The organism is Streptosporangium minutum (assembly GCF_002149035.1).
GTDB classification, from domain to species: Bacteria; Actinomycetota; Actinomycetes; order Streptosporangiales; family Streptosporangiaceae; genus Streptosporangium; species Streptosporangium minutum.
The window spans coordinates 1-15,889 of sequence record NZ_NGFP01000116.1; the positions used below are offsets into that span (position 1 = coordinate 1).

Genomic DNA, 15,889 nt, shown 5'->3' on the forward strand with positions numbered 1-15,889 from the left:
GGGGGAGGGGGTGTGCCGCGGTGGCGCGGGCGATGACGGCGGAGGCCAGCACGGTGGGCAGGTGGGAGCCGGGCGTGCAGTGCTCGCCGAGCGCCTCAAGGGCGACCGCCAGTTCCTGCAGGCCGCCGCCCTGCCCGCCGTACCGCTCGGGCAGGTGCAGGCCGAGCAGCCCCTGCGCGGCCAGGGCGGCGCGGAAAGGCTCGTGGTCCATGCCCCGCGCTGTGATGTTCCGCCTGGCGAAGCCGTGGACGGAGGCGGCCAGCGCCCGGTGCTCCTCGGTGATCGCGATTCCCATGGCCCGACTCTAGAACCATATTCGGTTCATCGTAAGGGCCCGCCCGCGACCGACTCCTGCCTGGCCTTCCGGCCCCTCATGGCCTGCTCCGCCTGGTTCCCGGCCCCTCGTGACCGGCCTCTGCCTGTTCTCCCGGCTCCTCGTGACCGGCCTCTGCCTGTTCTCCCGGCTCCTCGTGACCGGCCTCTGCCTGTTCTCCCGGCTCCTCGTGACCGGCTCCTGCCTGGCCTCCCGGCTCCCCGGGGCGGCTCAGGTCTGGATGATCGCGGCCTTCTCCCGGGTGTACTCCAGCACGGCGTCGTGCCCGTAGCCCGAGTCCTTGACGCCGCCGAACGGCAGGCCGGGCGGCATCTGGCGGAAGGTGTTCACCCAGACCGTGCCGCTCTGCAGGTCGCGGACGAACCGGTGGGCGCGGCCCAGGTCGCGGGTCCACACGCCCGCCGCCAGCCCGTAGGCGGAGTCGTTGGAGACGGCCAGGGCCTCGTCGTCGGTGTCGAACGGGATGGCCACGGCCACCGGGCCGAAGATCTCCTCCTGGCAGACGCGCAGCGCGTTGTCCGAAGTGGTGAACAGCGTGGGCGCCACCCAGTAGCCGCCGGGCATGGACGGGACGACGTCGGCCCCGGTCTGGCCGCCGAACACCAGCTCGGCCCCCTCCTTCTCGGCGATGTCCAGGTAGGAGGCGACCCGTTCGTACTGTCCCTCCGACACGATCGGGCCCATCGTGGTGGCCATGTCGAGGGGGTCGGCCAGCCTGACGCCCGCCGCGATCGCGGTGATCCGCTCGATCATCTCGTCCCAGACCGACCGGTGGATCAGGATGCGGGACCCGGCCACGCAGACCTGCCCGGCGTTCCCGGTGTAGATCGAGTTCACCGTCACGCCCTGGGCGGCGGCCTCCAGATCGGCGTCGGGGAAGACGATGTTCGGCGACTTGCCGCCGAGCTCGAACGTCAGCGGCTTGAGGTGGTCGGCCGACGCCCGGGTGATGGCCTGGCCCGTCTGGGTGGAGCCGGTGAGGCTGATCTTGTTGACCCCGCGGTGCCGGACCAGCGGGTCCCCGACGTCCTCGCCGAGGCCGCTGACGATGTTGAGCACGCCGGGCGGGAGCACCTCGGCCAGCAGCTCGCCCAGCCGCAGTACGGAGGCACAGGCCTGCTCGGCGGGCTTGACGATCACGGTGTTGCCCGCCGCCAGCGCGTAGGCCGCCTTGGCGGAGAAGGTCGAGATGGGGGAGTTCCACGGGATGATGCAGAGCGCCACGCCGTACGGCTCACGCCGGGTGAGACCCATGCTGCCGGGACCGAGGATCACCGTCTCGCCCTTGACGGCGTCGAGCACCTGGCCGGCGGCGATCTGCCACAGGTGGGTCATGCCGGGCAGGTCCTTCTTCAGCGTGTCCCGCAGGATGCGGCCGTTGTCGGTGGTCTCGATCCCGGCCAGTTCCTCGGCGTGCCGGGCGAAGACCCCCGCCACCTCGCGCAGGAAGTGCGCCCGGCCCAGCGCGGGCAGGGCCGACCACTTCGGGAACGCCTCGCGCGCCGCCGCCACGGCGGCCTCGGCGTCGGCCCTGCCGGAGGCGGGGACGCGGGCCCACACCTCGCCGGTGGCCGGGTTGACCGAGTCCAGCGTGCGGCCGTCGGCCGCGGCCACCAGCCGCCCGCCGATCAGGTTGCGGTACTCGTTCACTGCTCACTCCCGCGTCAGCCGTACAGAAACGTGACCAAGCGTACGCTTGCTTGACAAGGCGGGAAAGCCGGAATCCGTGATCGGCGGTTCTGCCGGGTGCGGCCGGGCTCCGAGGGGGGTTCTGCCGGGTTCGGCCGCGCTCCGAGGGAGGGGGGCCGGGCTAGCGGCGCCGGCCGAGGGCGAAGGCCGCGTTCACGCCCACGATGCCGAGCCAGAGGATCAGGATCACGATGATCCCGCCGTCGGTGGAGGAGGCGATGCCGGCCGTCGCCGGCACGCCGAAGAAGATGGAGACGATGGACAGCGCCAGCCGCTGGCCGGCGTCCACCGACGGGCGGACCGCCGGGGCGTCCTTGTGGGAGCGGGCGGCGACCCGGTCGTCCACCCGCCGGTCGATCTCCTGGTCCATCTTCTCCAGGAAGCCCTCGACCAGGGAGTCTTCGTACTCGGGGCCGAGCTCGCGACGGGCCGCGACGGCGGCCCTGAGTTCGTCGTCGGAGGAGGATGATCGCACCATAGTCGAGATATAACGTTTCTTTGTGCCTGTGTCTACGCGAATGCCACTTCAACCGGCCAGGATGTCGTCCAGGTCGTAGGAGACCGGCCGTTCGAGCTGCTCGTAGGTGCATGACCCGGGGGTGCGGTCGGGGCGCCAGCGGCGGAACTGGGCGGTGTGCCGGAAACGGCGTCCCTCCATGTGGTCGTATGCGACCTCCACCACCAGCTCGGATCGCAGGGGCACGAACGACAGGTCCTTGGTGGCGCTCCACTTGGAGATCGCGCCGGGCAGCGAGGCGGCGCTCCAGGGATGGTCGCCATCCCGGTCCACGTACGGGGCGAGCTCCTCGACCAGCTCGGCCCGGCGCTTCATCGTGAAGGACGCCGCGACGCCGACATGGTGGAGCACGCCCTCGGCGTCGTGGAGCCCCAGGAGCAGCGACCCGACCACCGGGCCCGACTTGTGCTCCCGGTATCCGGCCACCACCACGTCGGCCGTCCGCTCGTGCTTGACCTTGGACATCACCCTCTTGTCCGGCTGGTACGGCAGCCCGCCCGGCTTGACCACGATGCCGTCCAGCCCCGCGCCCTCGAAGGCGTCGAACCACTCGGCGGCCCGCTCCTCGGACGTGGTGACCGGCGTCAGCCGCACCGCGTGCCCCGCGCCGCCGAAGATCGACTCCAGCCTCGCGCGGCGGGCCGAGAACGGGACCTCCAGCAGGGACTCCTCCCCCAGCGCCAGCAGGTCGAAGGCGACGAACGACGCCGGGGTCTGCCCGGCCAGCAGCCGCACCCGGGAGGCGGCCGGATGGATGCGCTGCTGCAGGGCCTCGAAGTCGAGCGTCTGGCCGTCGCGGACGACGATCTCGCCGTCGACCACCACCCGGTCGGGCAGCTCCGCCCGCACCGCCTCGACCAGCTCGGGGAAGTAGCGCGTGAACGGGCGCTCGTTGCGGCTGCCCAGATAGACCTCGTCCCCGTCGCGGAACACCACGCACCGGAAGCCGTCCCACTTGGGCTCGTAGAACAGGCTGCCGTCCTGCGGCGGCAGGCTCCTGACGGCTCTGGCCAGCATCGGCGCGAGCGGCGGCGCGATCGGCAGCCTCATCCCGCCACCCCGGCCGGCCGTCCGGCGCGGCGCCCGGCCGCGAACTCACCCTGCTCGTCCACTACGGCTCCGAACATGTGTCGTCGTGCTCGACGGCGAACTCACCCCACCGGTTCACCGGGACTTTCGAATATAACGGGTGAAGAGGAAACCTTCCTCTTCCAGGACGTGAGCCAGGCGGAGACGGGTGAGCGAGGCCGGGCCGTCGAGGACGCGGGCGGCGTCCCCGCCGATCAGCATCGGGCTCAGCGTGAGGCAGAGCTCGTCGACCAGTCCGGCCGCGGCGAGCTGGGCGTTGATCTTCGGCCCGCCCTCGCACAGCACCCGGCCCAGGCCGCGCTCGCCGAGCTCCTTGACCGCCGCCGCCAGGTCCACCCGGTCCCGCCCCGCCACGATCACGTCGGCGTGCCCGGCGGCCTCCTCGCGCCGCTCCCGGGGCGCGGCCTCGCAGGTGACGATGATAGTCCGGGCATCCGGCTCGGCCTCGGCGAACAGCGGTCCCGTCAGGTCCAGGTCGAGCCGCCGGGTCACCACGGCCACCGGCGGGGCGGCCGGGCGGCCCTCGCGCAGCGGGCGCCACGACTCCCTCGGCCGGGCCGGGCCGTACCCCTCGGTCCGCACGGTCGCCGCTCCCGCCACGATGACGTCGGCCAGCCCGCGCAGCACCCCGAAGATCCGCCGGTCGCCGCCGCCGGACAGGCCGCCGGACAGCCCCTCCAGCCAGGTCCCGCCGTCGGCGCTGGCCACCATGTTGACCCGGACGCACGGGCCGTCCGGGTAGGCGTAGGCCTGGGCCAGGTCGACGTCGCCGGCGGCGGCGGGATGGATAAGGCGCATCCCCCTACCTTGGCACAGTGGCGGATTAGGGAGCTTTTCAGCACGGTCAATAACGGATCCGACGCTTCTAGTGACTTCGGGTGACTCCCGTTACATGATTCGTTCTGGCGGATCTGGGAGGTTTTGTGGGGCTGGTCGCGATCGTGACCTGGTTGATCACCGCGATGGTCGGGATCTACCTGCTGTATCTGTGGCTGTCCGGCGGGGGGCTGCGCCAGCAGCGGACGAAGGTCACCCGCTTCCCCGCGGTGCTCGTCTTCGCCCATCCGGGCCTGGCGGTCTCCGCGCTGGGCTGCTGGGTCGTCTACGTCCTCACCGGTGAACGCGCCTTCGCGTGGGTGTCGTTCGGGGTGCTCGCGGCCTCCGCGCTGCTGGGCTTCACCATGTTCACCCGCTGGCTGGGCGGCGGCCGCCACGCGCGCGGCGCCGAACAGCGCTTCCCCGTCCTCGCCGTCCTGCTGCACGGCGTCGCCGGGGTGACCACGTTCGTCCTGGTGCTGCTCACCGCCGCGATCGCGACCGGACTCTAGGTCCTGGGGCAGCGGAGGATCTGCATGGAACGCGAGGTCACCGGGACCACGGCCTCCGGCGGCCAGAGCCCCCCGGAGGACCGCCCGTCCTTCGGCCCGTCGTCGGCGGTGTCCAGCACGGTCTGCCACTCCGCCCCGTACTTCGCGTCGGGGAGGGTGAAGTCCATGTCCTCGTGATGGCCGTTGATCAGCAGCAGGAACGAGTCGTCCAGGATCGGCTCGCCGCGCGGGCCCGGCTCGGTGATGGCGTCGCCGTTGAGGAAGACGGTCAGCGACTTGGCGTAGCCGGTGTGCCAGTCGGAGGCCGACATCTCCTCACCCGAGGGGGTGAGCCAGACGATGTCGCGGGTGCCGTCGTCGGCCTTGCGGCCGTGGAAGAACCTGCGCCGCTGGAGGACCGGGTGCGCGCGCCGCAGCCCGGACAGGCTCCTGACGAAGTCCAGCAGGTCCTTCTCGTCCTTGACCAGTGACCAGTCGACCCAGGAGATCTCGTTGTCCTGGCAGTAGGCGTTGTTGTTGCCGCCCTGGGTCCGGCCGAACTCGTCGCCCGCCAGCATCATCGGCACGCCCTGGGAGATGAACAGGGTGGCCAGGTAGTTGCGGCGCTGGCGGCGGCGCAGACGTGTGATCTCCGGGTCCTCCACCGGACCCTCGGCGCCGCAGTTCCAGGACCGGTTGTCGTCGGTGCCGTCGCGGTTGTTCTCCCCGTTGGCCTCGTTGTGCTTGCGGTTGTAGGAGACCAGGTCGGACAGCGTGAACCCGTCGTGGCAGGTGACGAAGTTGATGGAGGCCACCGGGCGGCGGCCGGAGGTGGCGTAGAGGTCGGCGGACCCGGTCAGCCGGGAGGCGAACTCGGGCAGCGCGGACCCGTTCCCGCGCCAGAAGTCGCGCACGCTGTCGCGGTACTTCCCGTTCCACTCCGTCCACAGGGGCGGGAAGTTGCCGACCTGGTAGCCGCCGGGACCCACGTCCCACGGCTCGGCGATCAGCTTCACCTGGGAGATCACCGGGTCCTGCTGGATCAGGTCGAAGAACGCGCTCAGCCGGTCCACGTCGTGCAGCTCGCGGGCGAGGGCGGCGGCCAGGTCGAAGCGGAATCCGTCGACGTGCATCTCCATGACCCAGTAGCGCAGCGAGTCCATGATGAGCTGCAGCGCGTGCGGGGAGCGGACGTTGAGGGAGTTGCCGCAGCCGGTGTAGTCGAGGTAGTAGCGCCGGTCCCCGTCGTGCAGCCGGTAGTAGGCCGCGTTGTCGATGCCCCGGAAGCCCAGTGTGGGCCCCATGTGGTCGCCCTCGGCGGTGTGGTTGTAGACCACGTCGAGGATGACCTCGATCCCGGCCTCGTGCAGCGCCCGCACCATCGCCTTGAACTCGAGCACCTGCTCGCCGCGCTGCCCCGAACTGGAGTAGGCGTTGTGCGGGGCCAGGTAGCCGATCGTGTTGTAACCCCAGTAGTTCGTCAGCCCCCGGGCGACCATCGCGTGCTCCGGCACGAACTGGTGCACCGGCATCAGCTCGACCGCCGTGACGCCCAGGCTCAGCAGGTGCTCGATGACCGCCGGATGGCCCAGCGCCGCGTAGGTGCCGCGCTGCTCCTCGGGCACCGCCGGGTGGCGCATGGTGAGCCCGCGCACGTGCGCCTCGTAGATGACGGTCTGGTGGTACGGCGTGCGGGGCAGCCGGTCGTCGCCCCACTCGAAGAACGGGTTGACCACCACGTTCTTCGGCATGAAGGGCGCGCTGTCGTCGTCGTTGCGCTCGGTCGGATCGGTGAACGCGTACGAGAACAGGGCCTCGTCCCATGCCAGGTCGCCCTCGACGGCCTTGGCGTAGGGGTCCAGGAGGAGCTTGGAAGGGTTGCACCGGTGCCCGTGGGAGGGCTCGTGGGGGCCGTGGACGCGGTAGCCGTACCGCTGCCCCGGTGTGATCCCAGGGAAGTAACCGTGCCAGACGAACCCGTCCACCTCGGGCAGGTCGACGCGTTCCTCGCTGCCGTCATCTCCGAAAAGGCACAGCTCGACCCGCTCGGCCACCTCGGAGAACACCGAAAAGTTGGTGCCCACGCCATCCCAGGTGCCACCGAGTGGATACGGCTCTCCAGGCCAGACTTCGCGCATGTGGCCCTATTCTCCTCCAGTTAGGCCCTCGTGTGCAGGGTGTTGTCGTTCTTGTCACCCTTGTACGGCGGGGGAGCGCGGACGGCCAGACCTACCGGGCCCGCATCGTCGTGCATCGGGGGAGCTCACGAGGTATTCAGGTCTTCTTCGGCTGCTTGCCCTTCGATCAGATCGTGACCTGATCACATGGGGCGGCCCTCAGCCAGGTGGCCGCGGCCGGGGCACGGCGTCGTCGGGTGCTCCGGCCACCAGATGGTGTGCCCAGCAGGGCGGGGATGCCTGAGTGTACGTGTCCCCGGACAGTGGCCGGGACCCTGGCAGCAAGGCCAGGACCTGCGCTTTCACCGTGGCCGGACCGGCAGGAAGAGCCCAGGGCGGATCCGGGCCGGGGGAGCGGTGCCGGGCAGCCGGAAGCTCGGGGCGGGGCCCGGAGAGGGCCGGAGGCGGCCCCGGGGCGGAGCTTGGAGAGGCCGGAGGCGGCCCCGGGGCGGAGCTCGGAACGGGCCGGAGAGGCCCGTGGGTGACCCGGAGCGGGCCCCGAAGGGGCCGCCCGTGGCCACGCGCGTCCCAGCGGGCGCACGCGGCCACGGGGGCGGCGCGGATCAGCTCAGCAGCTCGGCGTCGAGGCTGATCGTGGTGCCGGCGAGGGCCTTGCTCACCGGGCAGTTGGCCTTGGCCGTCTCGGCCGCCTTCTGGAACTCCTCGGCCGACAGGCCCGGCACCTGGGCGCGGACCGAGATGACGATCCCGGTGATGCCCTCGCCCGGCTGGAAGGTCACGTCGGCCTTGGTCTCCACCGTCTGCGGCGGAGTGCCCGCCTGTGCCAGCCCGTGGGACAGGGCCATCGAGAAGCAGGAGGAGTGCGCGGCCGCGATGAGCTCCTCCGGCGAGGTCTTGCCGTTGGCCTGCTCGGCCCGCGAGGGCCAGGACACGTCGAACGTGCCCACCCCGGAGGAGTCGAGCGAGACGGTGCCCGAACCGTCGAGCAGCGCACCCTTCCACTGAGTCGTCGCGGTACGTGTCGTCGCCATGGCGATGTCCTTTCGATCACGAAGCGTTAACCATCCACGACCCTACTCGCCGCGATCACCGTGATCGTCCGCGGAGCACCCCTTGCCGCCCGCCCGCCCCCGGACGGACGGCTAGGAACCGCGGACCAGGTCGCGGACGTACTCGTCGTCCTCGTCGCTCTCGGCGAGCACGCGCTCCACGCCCTTCTGCGCGCGGGCGTCACCCCGGGTGGCCAGGCCCCGCGTGGCCTCGGCGACCGTGCTCAGGTCGTCGTCGTCGAGCCGCGCGGCCAGCGCGTCACGGATCTGCCCGCTGTCCTCCGACAGCCCCGCCAGGCCCATGGTCGCCCAGTCGCGCACCTCCTCGTCGGCGTCCTCCGTCATCGAGATGAGCAGCGCGAGCCCCTCGCTGTGGCCGGGTGGCAGGACGGCGGCCAGCGCGGCCGGGTCGGCCTGGGTCCGGGCCCAGCCGTCGGCGGTGATGATCTCCAGCACCTCGGGCAGCGACCGCGGGTCGGCGTGGTGGCCGAGCGCGCCGAGCACCGACCGCAGCACGCGCTCGTCGCCCTCGGTGGCGGCCATCCGCCGCAGGATCGGCAGCGTCCGGTCGAGGAAGGGCTTCTCCTCCCCGCTGAAGCCGAACTCCGCGAGCACGTCGACGGCGAACTCCCGCTTGCGCGGGTCCTCGCTGACGCACAACCGCGCCGCGGACTCGAAGGTGTCCTCGTCGGCCCGCCGGCTCAGCGAGCCGGCCACGGTCCACCAGGTCTCGGCCTCCTCGTCGACGTCCCGGTACGGCAGCGCCCGCTCGACCAGCTCGTCGAAGGGCAGGAACTCCGAGGACGCGTCCTCCAGCAGGGTCGCGATGGCCGCGTGGCCGCGCTGGCACTGGAGCTCGACCGCGCGCTCGCCGTCCGGTCCCACGGCCGCGACGGTCACCAGGTCGGTGCCGTCCGCGGCGCGGCTGCGGCCCACGACGAACTGGGAGCCCTCGGGGGCCTGCTCGGTGACCTGCTCCAGCAGCGCGCTCTCCAGCTGCGTGCCCAGCCAGTCGTAGGCGATGGCCAGCGGCGTGTCGCCCTCGCCGTCCGAGCGGGTGGGATCGGCCCCGGCCTCCAGCAGCGCGCTCACGGCGCCCAGCGCTCCGCGCCGGGTGGCCAGGGTGAGCGCGGTCTCGCCGCTGTCGTTGGCCTCCTCGGCGTCGGCCCCGGCCGCGAGGAGCACCTTGAGCGCGTCGGCCTGCCCGTTGGCGGCGGCCCAGAGCAGGGCGCTCCATCCGCCGCTCTCCCGCGCGGAGGGCTCGGCCCCGGCGGCCAGCAGCGCCTCCACGACGTCGGCGTGGTTCCAGGCCGCGGCCCCGGACAGCGGCAGTCCCTCGTCCTCGCCGCCGCTGGTCCGGTTAGGGTCGGCCCCCGCCGCCAGCAGCGCCCGCACGATCGTCACGCGGCCGTCGGTCGAGGCCCGGTACAGAGCCGTGGTCTCTCCGGCGCCGTCCGGGTCGGCGCCCGTACCGCTCTGGAGCAGGCGCTCGACCCGCTCGGCGTCGTTCCCGGCCACCGCGTCCAGAAGTTCTTCATACATGCCTCCGGATCATAGGTGGCCGGGAGAGCCGCCGGTCGCCGCGGCGCAGTGGCCGCAGCCCCGGACCTGCGCCTCGGCGATGTCCGGGCGCCGCGCCGCCGTGCCGTCCGGGACGCCGTGAGCGTGCCGGACCCGTGTCGTCCGGACGCCGTGAGCGTGGCGGACCCGTGCCGCGCGGGACCCCGGTTGTACGCGCTGTCCGGGATGTAGGCCGCAGCATCCTCCTTGGGAAGGATCCACTCCGGAGAAAACTCGCGATATGTTGTGAGTTATGAACGATCCCGGAGTGATACGGGCCTCGGACGCCGAGCGGGAGGCCGTCGTCGAGCGGTTGCGTGTGGCCTCCGTCGAGGGACGGTTGACCCTCGGCGAGCTGACCGAGCGCACGGAGGCGGCCTACACCGCCGTCACCCAGGCCGAGCTGGCCGTCATCACCTCGGATCTGCCCTCCGACGGCCGGAGCCAGGGGCCCGCCCCCGCCTACGCGCCCGATCCGGCGCCGCAGGGCGGCCGGGCGCGGCGCTGGTTCGTCGCCGTCATGGGCGACTCCAAGCGCCGGGGCAAGTGGCGGATCGACCAGGGGCTCGGAGCGGTCGCCGTCATGGGCGACGTCGTGCTCGACCTGCGTGAGGCCGAGGTCCGCACCGGCGTGGTGGACATCGTGGCCGCCGCGGTCATGGGCGATGTGAAGATCATCGTTCCGGACGGCGTGGACGTCGACCTCGAGGGCATCGCGATCATGGGCGACAAGAAGGTCCAGGTCCTTGAGGCCCCTCCCGGCATGAACGTGCCGGTCATCCGGGTCAAGGCGTACGCGGTCATGGGCGACGTCAGGGTGATCGGCGACTCCAAGGCCAAGCCCGTCAAGAAGGCCTGGGCAGCCTGGCGGGAGCAGTGGCGCGAGCTGCGCGGCGAGCTCATGGGCGAGCCGCAGCGTCCCCTGCCGCCGCCCGGCCCGCACCAGCACCTCGACCCGCACTGGCATGCCGACCCCCAGCAGCACCTCGATCCGCACTGGCACTCCGACCCACAGCAGCGCCCCGGCCCCCACCGGCCGCACCCCTCCCAGGGGCCCTACCCGCCGCAGCCGCCGGGTTACTGACGCCTTACCACTGAGAGCGGCCGCCTGCCCGCGCTCCACCGATGCCTGAACCACTGATGCCGGGCCACCGATGCCGGGCCACGGACCGGTGGTCCACTGGCGGCGGACGACCGGCTGCGCGCCGCTGACGGCGGGTTCCGGCTGCGCGCGTTCGCCTGTCTCTCGGCGCGTCACGGCTCGCGGTGACCGCCCCCGGCGTGACGGCTCGGGATGATCGCCGCCAGCCCGAACGCCTACGGTGACCGCCGCCGACCCGAGGGGTCGCAATGATCGCCGCCGGTCCGGGCGCCTGCAGTGACCGCCGCCGGTGTGACGGCTCGCACGGCTCGCGGCGACCGCCGGTCCGGCGGCGAGGTCCCTCATCTCCGGTTCCGGCCAGGACATCCCGGGGCGCGTGCAACGTCCCCGGGGGGCCGGAGCGTAGTGATCGGTGACAGACACCGAACAGTGAGGATCCCGAATGCGAGATCGGGCCGACTTCGAGCGCTACGTGGAGCAGCGCTCGGTCCGGCTGCTGCGGACCGCCTACCTGCTGTGCCGCGACTGGGCCACAGCGGAGGATCTCCTGCAGACGGCACTGGCCAAGGCGTGGTTCGCCTGGCGACGGGTGGGCGACAACCCCGACCCCTACGTCTACCGCATCCTGACCAACACCCACGCCTCCTGGTGGCGGCGCAGATGGCGGGCGGAGGTGCCGACCGAGGACCTGCCGGATGTGGCGGGGGAGAACCGGACGGACGAGGTCGAGGCGCGCGAGGCGGTCCGGCACGCTCTGGCCGGGCTGCCCGACAGGCAGCGGGCCGTGATCGTCCTGCGTTACTTCGCCGACCTGCCCGACCCGCAGATCGCCGAGGTCCTCGGCTGCTCGGTGACGACCGTCCGCAGCCAGGCCAGCCGGGCGCTGGCCAAACTACGCGTCGATCCCGCGGCGGCCGCCGCGATGACCACGGGGAACTGAGATGACGATCACCGAATCCGACCTCCGGGAAATCCTGAGCCAGGAGAGCGACGACGGTCTGCACAGGGGCGTGACCGTCGCCGACGTCGACCGGCGCGTCCGCAGGATCAAGCGCCGTCGCCTCGGGGCACTGGGGGGCACGGTCGCGGCGGGACTCGCCGCCGCGCTGGCGTTCACCCTGCCCGCGGGGGGTGCCGCCCCGGCCCCCGACGACCTCTGGACCGGGGTCATGGCCCAGCCGTCACCCGTCATGCCGACCGTCTCACGGCCTGTGGGAGACCTGATGATAGGCCCTGATATCGCGAAACAGGAGTACAAGAAGGCGGGGACACGCGAGGAGTTCCGGGTCGTGACGGGCAGGGTCCCGGTCAGTGTTCAGGTCATGTGCTCCGGGCCGCTGCGCCGATTGCTCGTCTGGATCGACGGAGGCGCCCCCCAGCAGCAGTTCTGCGGGCGGCGGTCCGATGGCACCGTCCTCGCGGCCTCCTGGGAGGACAAGACCGGTAAGAACGCGGAGCACATCGTGTCCGCGGCTGTGCTGCCGGGCGAGCTCGACCCAGGCATGACCTTCAAGGAGCTCGCCCGGAGTGACAAGTTCTTCGAGGGTTGGGAACGGCAGCTCGCCGAGGCGAAGGAGTTTCCCCTCCAGTGGTCCGTGACGGTGAGGGAACTGGTCTATCCGGTCTGCAGGGACAACGTCCACCAGGTCGACCCGGCCACCGGCCGGGTCGTCGTGCTCCGATGTACGGAGGACGGCAAGGACCACGAAAGTCGCGGAACGACCGGCTGAGCGCACAGGTCAGGCGGTCGCGAGGGTCCTCTCCCGCCGCACGGCCTGTTCGTAGCGTTCGACCAGCACGGCCGCGAACTCGGGGGCGGCGCCGAGCACGTCGGCGACCGCCCAGGCGCCCGCGGCCAGGGTGTCACGGCGGATCCTGTCGGCGAAGTGGCCCAGGGCCGGCGGGGAGGGGGCCACCACCACGCGCGGGGCTCCGGCGTCGAGCAGCCGCCCTCTGAAGGCCCGGGAGGTCGCTTGCGGCACTTCGGGCCTTCAGCCCATGTGGTCTGGCTGCCCGGAACCCTCCGGGCGCCCGGCCGTCCGGAATGACCTCGGCTCCTCCGCCGAGCTCGAGTCGTGCGTGTCATCGACGGTGCGACCGCCTACGGATATGGCCAGTGCCAGGCAGAACAAGGGGATGGCGGGTAGCCAGTATCTGCTGTCGTAGGCGGTGACGACCACCGGCCCCACGACGAGAGCGACGCCGATGGCCAGCGGCCAGGCCGCGCTTTTGGCTGTCTCCCTGCGGGAGCGGACGGCGCAGGTCGCCGCGTATGCGAGAAGGGCGCCTACGGAGAGCAGGCCGAAGAACGGCCCCGGCAGGAAGACGGAAGCCTGGTACACGCGCATCCACTCCGCCGCCGGCTCGCTGAACGCTGTGGCGGTCGGCCCCCGTTCGTACGCCCGCAGGTCCTGCTGGATGCCTCCACCGGGGATCCTGACCCCATCGGGCAGCGGGCCCTCGGCATTGGGAAAGGCATAGCGGTTGTAGACAATGGGCACGGAATGCGGATTCGGGCCCCTCTTCCAGTTCAGCGTCCGCTGGAGATCTCGGGTGACCACTTCGAGATAGTCCAGCGGCTGGCTGAGAATGGCGCGCCTGGCAAGGCTGCCCGCCAGCTCGTTGATCTTCGGTTGGAACAGGTCGGCGTTGGTGGTGACCGGGTGACCGGGGACTTTCCTCAAGGGCGACCAGTCGGACCAGATGAAATACGGTGAGGCCGGGCGGAGGCCAACAGGCTGGGTCGGGCAGAGGACAGCCTCGTCCGTAGGTGGTTTGATCTTCGCGCAGTCGGCGAACGGCATGGTCCGGGCCCAGAGCCACACTCCGCTTCCCGCGTTGAGCGCCGGGGATCCGTGCCAGGAGCCGTACCATGCGGCGTAACCACCGAGCGGGATCGCCGCGGCGACCACAGTCGTGATGAAGATCCGCAAGCCGGAGCGGTTGATGAGCAGATGACCGGCGAGCAGGGGAAGCAGGATCAGCCCTATCGAGCGGGTGAGCGTCGCCGCAGCGAGAAGCAGCCCAGCCGACACCGCGTGACCAGGGGAGATGCGAGGCCGCCAGAGCACGACCGTCACCGCGGTGATCACCAGGAACGAGAAGAGGACATCGCTCAAGACGGTGTGCTCGAAGAAGATCTGGTAGGCGTCGAGGAGGACGGGGGCGGCCGCGAGCACGGCCCACCCCGTCCGCAACCTGCTCGCCCGCCGGCGGACAAGGGCATAGACCATCACCCCCATCGCCAGCCCCATCAGGTGCTGGACGGTCACGACGGCGGCGAGGCTGTGCAGCGGTCGCATCAGCCAGAGCAGGAAAGAGTAGCCACTGGGACGGACGGGGTAGGGCTGCATGCGCTCGGCCACGCCCACATAGTCGAAGGCGTCCTCCAGCCACACAGCCGGCGAATAGCCGGTGATGGTAAGGACGCGAAGTGCCGCCGCGAGAGCGAAGACCGCAGCGAAAAGCCGATGCTGTAAAAATAGCCGCATCTGCGGACAGGACCTTCCGGGATCAGGCAAGGCCCACCGTGGGGGGAGGGCGAGGGGGCGGGAGCCGTCAAGCCGCGCCACTTCTGGTTCAGCGGCTTGTGTATCCGCTGACGGCGATATCGCGTGTTGTACCGGCCGGGCCCCTGCAGAAGCCCTAGGCATTTTTCGAGAGGCTGGGTCGAGTCTCCGTTGGAGGGGCCCGGCTATGCCGGTTTCAGGAGGAATCCCCGGCCCTGACTCATGATCAACATAGTAAGTCATTCCCCGAGTGGCAAGGGGCCCAAATGAATTCCGGGGTCGGCCCGAACGGCGGCCGGAAGCATTCCGCGATGCCGTCGTCGCTGATCAGGCTCGCTCAAGTAAGCCAACAGGCATGAGAAATCGCGCAGTCGCGACGGTGCCGTTGAATCGGTGGACGGTCGTGGCGATTCTCAGCCGGCGGCCTGGCGGGCGAATGCCGTTGCCGAACTACAGAGGGTGATCATGGCACCTCTGGGGGCTGATCCGTAGCGGGAGGAAAACGTCGCGGAGAGTCATGTCGTAAGCCGGCGAAGAAGCTTGAAGTGCAGGCTGTGACGGCACCACGGAGTACGGCTCTCCGGTCGGCATTTCCAAGGGCGGTGTCGCCCGTGGGTCCGGCTCGGGCGCATGCCGTCCCGGAGTGGTTCACGACGCGTGCGCGCTGTGCTCCTCTTCCAGACTTGATTCAATCCGGCCTTCTTCACCGGGAGCGATACCGCATGGCCCTGTCCGATCAACGCGGCCGCTCGGACAGGTGGGACAGCTCGACACGGTGGGATGTTCCTGTGTGGGACATCCGCTTCCCGTGGTGTCCGGATTTGATATTCACGCTCTACTCAACAATTTTGGCGTGATATGCATGAGCGGGATCGAATCGGGAGCGTCGCTGACGCGCCCGGCGATCCGGGCCGCCGGGCCCGGCTGTGCGACTTCGGCGTGCTTCGGACCAGGGTATGCCTGCAATCGGCGCATATCGGGGGCGGACGTGCCGGCCCGCGTCAGACCGCGAGCGCGTGAAAGCCTGGTGCAAAGGCCCAGCGCCTGGTGCGGCCCTCTCGGAGAGCGTTTCGGAACTCTCGCGTGGGGCGCGAGTGACGATCCGGCGTAGGGCGGGTCGGTCGATCAGAGCTTCTTCCTGCCGGGCGGACAAGATCCACCTGATGGGTGGACAAGATCCACGTGACAGGTAGGAAATTTCCTACCTATAGTGGGCTCATGAACATCACGCACGCCAGGCTCGTTACGCTGCCCGTCGCCGATCAGGACCTGGCCAAGGACTTCTACGTCGGCGCCCTCGGCTTCGATGTGCTCGTCGACCGCCAGATGGGGCCGGTGCGCTGGCTCCAGGTGGCACCCAAGGGCGCACAGACCAGCTTTGCGCTGTCCGCCGCCGACCAGGGCCTCACCCCGGGCAGCGCGAGGGGGATCATCCTGGAGACCGCCGACCTCGACGCCGACTGCGCGCAGCTCGCGAAGGCTGGTGCCGCGATCGAGGGCCCCACGGACCTGCCCTGGGGCCGGCAGGCCATCCTCACCGACCCGGACGGAAACAGTTTCGTCCTGTCCACGCCGGCTCCCGCGGACTTCTGATC

Annotated in this window: 15 protein-coding genes; 5 read left to right on the top strand and 10 right to left on the bottom strand. The window is 70.8% G+C overall.

The features are described from left to right. The 5 genes from CA984_RS23840 to CA984_RS23865 all read right to left on the bottom strand — a co-directional run. Positions 1-295 (bottom strand): acyl-CoA dehydrogenase family protein (locus tag CA984_RS23840; protein ID WP_165781384.1); only part of this gene is annotated, 295 nt, incomplete at its 3' end. Positions 296-544: 249 nt separating this feature from the next. After that, entirely contained in the window at positions 545-1,984 is a 1,440-nt protein-coding gene (locus CA984_RS23850) for an aldehyde dehydrogenase family protein (RefSeq protein WP_086575796.1), read from the bottom strand. Positions 1,985-2,144: 160 nt separating this feature from the next. Continuing rightward, the gene (locus CA984_RS23855) at positions 2,145-2,501 is read right to left on the bottom strand and encodes a hypothetical protein (RefSeq protein ID WP_086575797.1); all 357 of its coding nucleotides are present in this window, start codon (positions 2,499-2,501) and stop codon (positions 2,145-2,147) included. A gap of 48 nt (positions 2,502-2,549) precedes the next feature. Further along, the gene (locus CA984_RS23860) at positions 2,550-3,590 is read right to left on the bottom strand and encodes an ATP-dependent DNA ligase (RefSeq protein WP_086575798.1); all 1,041 of its coding nucleotides are present in this window, start codon (positions 3,588-3,590) and stop codon (positions 2,550-2,552) included. A 114-nt stretch (positions 3,591-3,704) separates the two neighbouring features. Further along, positions 3,705-4,427, bottom strand: coding sequence for a pyrimidine reductase family protein (locus CA984_RS23865; RefSeq protein WP_086575799.1), 723 nt, complete (start codon positions 4,425-4,427; stop codon positions 3,705-3,707). 125 nt (positions 4,428-4,552) lie between these two features. Between CA984_RS23865 and CA984_RS23870 the strand changes: the two genes are divergently transcribed. Then, entirely contained in the window at positions 4,553-4,957 is a 405-nt protein-coding gene (locus tag CA984_RS23870) for a hypothetical protein (RefSeq protein ID WP_086575800.1), read from the top strand. On the opposite strand, the gene glgX is transcribed toward CA984_RS23870, so the two are convergent. The 3 genes from glgX to CA984_RS23885 form a co-directional block, all read right to left on the bottom strand. Continuing rightward, positions 4,954-7,074 carry a glycogen debranching protein GlgX gene (gene glgX, locus CA984_RS23875; protein WP_086575801.1) on the bottom strand — a complete coding sequence of 707 codons (2,121 nt, stop codon included), beginning with the start codon at positions 7,072-7,074 and terminating at the stop codon, positions 4,954-4,956. The genes CA984_RS23870 and glgX overlap by 4 nt on opposite strands. A 602-nt stretch (positions 7,075-7,676) precedes the next feature. After that, positions 7,677-8,105 carry an OsmC family protein gene (locus tag CA984_RS23880; RefSeq protein WP_086575802.1) on the bottom strand — a complete coding sequence of 143 codons (429 nt, stop codon included), beginning with the start codon at positions 8,103-8,105 and terminating at the stop codon, positions 7,677-7,679. 111 nt (positions 8,106-8,216) lie between these two features. Further along, positions 8,217-9,665 carry an ankyrin repeat domain-containing protein gene (locus tag CA984_RS23885; RefSeq protein ID WP_086575803.1) on the bottom strand — a complete coding sequence of 483 codons (1,449 nt, stop codon included), beginning with the start codon at positions 9,663-9,665 and terminating at the stop codon, positions 8,217-8,219. Between the two features lie 271 nt (positions 9,666-9,936). Here CA984_RS23885 and CA984_RS23890 point away from each other — a divergent pair, with 271 nt between their 5' ends. The 3 genes from CA984_RS23890 (at position 9,937) to CA984_RS23900 (ending at position 12,515) form a co-directional block, all read left to right on the top strand. Further along, a complete protein-coding gene (locus CA984_RS23890; protein WP_086575804.1) occupies positions 9,937-10,767 on the top strand; it encodes a DUF1707 SHOCT-like domain-containing protein in 831 nt (276 codons plus the stop codon). A gap of 460 nt (positions 10,768-11,227) precedes the next feature. Continuing rightward, entirely contained in the window at positions 11,228-11,725 is a 498-nt protein-coding gene (locus CA984_RS23895) for a SigE family RNA polymerase sigma factor (RefSeq protein ID WP_086575805.1), read from the top strand. A gap of 1 nt (position 11,726) precedes the next feature. Further along, on the top strand, positions 11,727-12,515 hold the full coding sequence (locus CA984_RS23900) for a hypothetical protein (RefSeq protein WP_086575806.1): 789 nt from the start codon (positions 11,727-11,729) through the stop codon (positions 12,513-12,515). Positions 12,516-12,524: 9 nt separating this feature from the next. Here the strand turns inward: CA984_RS23900 and CA984_RS23905 are convergent, their stop codons facing one another. Beyond that, on the bottom strand, positions 12,525-12,767 hold the full coding sequence (locus CA984_RS23905) for a hypothetical protein (RefSeq protein WP_086575807.1): 243 nt from the start codon (positions 12,765-12,767) through the stop codon (positions 12,525-12,527). A 9-nt stretch (positions 12,768-12,776) separates the two neighbouring features. Continuing rightward, positions 12,777-14,306: a hypothetical protein gene (locus CA984_RS23910; RefSeq protein WP_133061761.1), complete on the bottom strand. Its 1,530-nt coding sequence runs from the start codon at positions 14,304-14,306 to the stop codon at positions 12,777-12,779. A gap of 1,206 nt (positions 14,307-15,512) precedes the next feature. Here CA984_RS23910 and CA984_RS23915 point away from each other — a divergent pair. Beyond that, complete coding sequence (locus CA984_RS23915) at positions 15,513-15,887, top strand: VOC family protein (protein ID WP_086575809.1); 375 nt, start codon at positions 15,513-15,515, stop codon at positions 15,885-15,887. Positions 15,888-15,889 lie beyond the last annotated feature (2 nt).

Bases quoted from the DNA above. Each gene is read 5' to 3' on its own strand.
- CA984_RS23855 (WP_086575797.1), bottom strand. From the start codon at position 2,501: ATGGTGCGATCATCCTCCTCCGACGACGAACTCAGGGCCGCCGTCGCG.
- CA984_RS23860 (WP_086575798.1), bottom strand. From the start codon at position 3,590: ATGAGGCTGCCGATCGCGCCGCCGCTCGCGCCGATGCTGGCCAGAGCC.
- CA984_RS23865 (WP_086575799.1), bottom strand. From the start codon at position 4,427: ATGCGCCTTATCCATCCCGCCGCCGCCGGCGACGTCGACCTGGCCCAG.
- glgX (WP_086575801.1), bottom strand. From the start codon at position 7,074: ATGCGCGAAGTCTGGCCTGGAGAGCCGTATCCACTCGGTGGCACCTGG.
- CA984_RS23880 (WP_086575802.1), bottom strand. From the start codon at position 8,105: ATGGCGACGACACGTACCGCGACGACTCAGTGGAAGGGTGCGCTGCTC.
- CA984_RS23885 (WP_086575803.1), bottom strand. From the start codon at position 9,665: ATGTATGAAGAACTTCTGGACGCGGTGGCCGGGAACGACGCCGAGCGG.
- CA984_RS23890 (WP_086575804.1), top strand. From the start codon at position 9,937: ATGAACGATCCCGGAGTGATACGGGCCTCGGACGCCGAGCGGGAGGCC.
- CA984_RS23895 (WP_086575805.1), top strand. From the start codon at position 11,228: ATGCGAGATCGGGCCGACTTCGAGCGCTACGTGGAGCAGCGCTCGGTC.
- CA984_RS23900 (WP_086575806.1), top strand. From the start codon at position 11,727: ATGACGATCACCGAATCCGACCTCCGGGAAATCCTGAGCCAGGAGAGC.
- CA984_RS23915 (WP_086575809.1), top strand. From the start codon at position 15,513: ATGAACATCACGCACGCCAGGCTCGTTACGCTGCCCGTCGCCGATCAG.